This window comes from uncultured Aquincola sp. (genome assembly GCF_964001545.1).
Lineage (GTDB): Bacteria > Pseudomonadota > Gammaproteobacteria > Burkholderiales > Burkholderiaceae_C > Aquincola.
Genome location: NZ_CAXFDV010000199.1, coordinates 1 through 1,797, shown reverse-complemented (window position 1 = coordinate 1,797; position 1,797 = coordinate 1). Strand labels below are relative to the sequence as shown.

4 protein-coding genes are annotated in these 1,797 nt (G+C 67.7%); 1 reads left to right on the top strand and 3 read right to left on the bottom strand.

The features are described 5' to 3' along the window. Both ABNT58_RS06930 and ABNT58_RS06925 read right to left on the bottom strand, forming a co-directional pair. Positions 1-326: DUF411 domain-containing protein (locus ABNT58_RS06930; protein WP_348752769.1), on the bottom strand; the 326-nt coding region annotated here is incomplete at its 3' end. Between the two features lie 73 nt (positions 327-399). Continuing rightward, a complete protein-coding gene (locus tag ABNT58_RS06925) occupies positions 400-714 on the bottom strand; it encodes a c-type cytochrome (RefSeq protein WP_348752768.1) in 315 nt (104 codons plus the stop codon). A gap of 90 nt (positions 715-804) precedes the next feature. Between ABNT58_RS06925 and ABNT58_RS06920 the strand changes: the two genes are divergently transcribed. Beyond that, positions 805-1,053 carry a TIGR04438 family Trp-rich protein gene (locus ABNT58_RS06920; protein WP_348752767.1) on the top strand — a complete coding sequence of 83 codons (249 nt, stop codon included), beginning with the start codon at positions 805-807 and terminating at the stop codon, positions 1,051-1,053. 66 nt (positions 1,054-1,119) lie between these two features. On the opposite strand, the gene ABNT58_RS06915 is transcribed toward ABNT58_RS06920, so the two are convergent. Further along, the coding region (locus ABNT58_RS06915; protein ID WP_348752766.1) for a dihydroxy-acid dehydratase at positions 1,120-1,797 on the bottom strand (678 nt) is incomplete at its 5' end.

The following is a 1,797-nucleotide window of genomic DNA, read 5'->3' as shown; positions in this document are numbered from 1 at the left end:
TGCCGGATCTCCGCCGCGGGCACGTGGCCTTCGATGACGTAACCGGCCACCGTCGCGGTGTGGCAGCCGCCGTACTGCGCCGGCATGCCCAGGCGCTGGCGCACCGCGCCGGTGTCGTTCACCTCGGACACCTGCACGGTGAATCCTGCTTTCTCGAGGTGCTGCACCCAGGCGGTACAGCAGCCGCAGTTCGGGTCCTTGAACACCTGCACCACGGGCAGCCCCGTCGTACCCGCGCCCGTCTTGGCCGCCGCCACAGGCAGGCAGCCAAAGCCCCCGATGGCACCCACGACGGCGATGCCGCCCAACCACTGGCGTCGATCCACGTCGTCTCCTGCTTGAAAAGCGGCCAGCAAAAAGGGCCCGTGTGGGCCCTTTCTGACAGTGGCCGAGGCCAGCTTACTTGACCGACAACACCCAGGTCGCCAGCTGCTTGGCTTCGGCTTCGTTGACCTGCGGGTTGGCGGGCATGGGCACCGCGCCCCAGACGCCGGCGCCGCCCTTCTGGATCTTGGTGGCCAGCTTGTCGACGGCGGTCTTGTCGCCGGCGTACTTGGCGGCCACGTCCTTGTAGGCGGGGCCGACCAGCTTCTTGTCGACCGCGTGGCAGGCCATGCAGTTCTTCTTCTGGGCCAGCTCAGCGTTGGCGAAGGCGGGAGACACCGCGCCCACGGCCAGGGCGGCAGCGAACAGGGCGGAAATGCGAGCGTTCATGAGGTCCTTTCGACGAGCGATGGCAAAAGTCGTGCGGTACATTGACTCGAACGAATTCTAGAGCGCCGGGTTGACGGCAAGGGGGTCACGATGTGGTTCGTTGCGCTGGGCCTGCTGTCCATCGGCCTCAAGCTGGCGGCGCTGGGCCCTTTTGCCGGCCTGTCGTGGTGGTGGGTGCTGTCGCCCTTCGTGCTGGCCCTGCTGTGGTGGGGCTGGGCCGACAAGTACGGCTACACCCAGAAGAAGGCGATGGACCGCATGGAAGCCAAGAAGGCCCGGCGGCGCGAGCGCCATCTGCAGGACATGGGGCTGGACACGCGCCACAAGCCGCGCAAGTAGGCCGCGGCGCAGGCATGGAAAAACGGGCCCCGCGGGCCCGTTGGTTCTTCTTGCTGAACAGCTTGTTCAGTCGAACTTGTCCAGCACCGCACCCGCGCTGGCGCTGGCCGCGTTCTTCGCGAACTTGGCCAGCACACCGCGGGTGTAGCGCGGTGCCGGCTGCTTCCACTGTGCGCGGCGGCGGGCGATTTCTTCGTCCGGCACGTTCAGGTTCAGCAGCAGCTGGTGCGCATCGATGGTGATGGAGTCGCCTTCCTGCACCAGCGCGATGGTGCCGCCCTCATACGCTTCGGGCGCCACGTGGCCCACCACCATGCCCCAGGTGCCGCCCGAGAAGCGGCCGTCGGTGATCAGGCCGACCGATTCGCCCAGGCCCTGGCCGATCAGCGCGCCGGTGGGCGCCAGCATCTCCGGCATGCCGGGGCCGCCCTTGGGGCCCAGGTAGCGCAGCACCATCACGTCGCCGGCCTTGATCTGGTTGGCCATGATGGCCGCCAGCGCCGACTGCTCGTCGTCGAACACACGGGCCGGGCCGGTGATCACCGGGTTCTTCAGGCCGGTGATCTTGGCCACGCAGCCTTCGGGCGACAGGTTGCCCTTCAGGATGGCCAGGTGCCCTTCGGCATACAGCGCGTTGCCGACCTGGCGGATGACCTTGTTGTCGGCTTTCAGCGCCGGCACGTCGGCCAGGTTCTCGGCCACGGTCTTCCCGGTGATGGTCATGCAGTCGCCATGCAGCAGGCC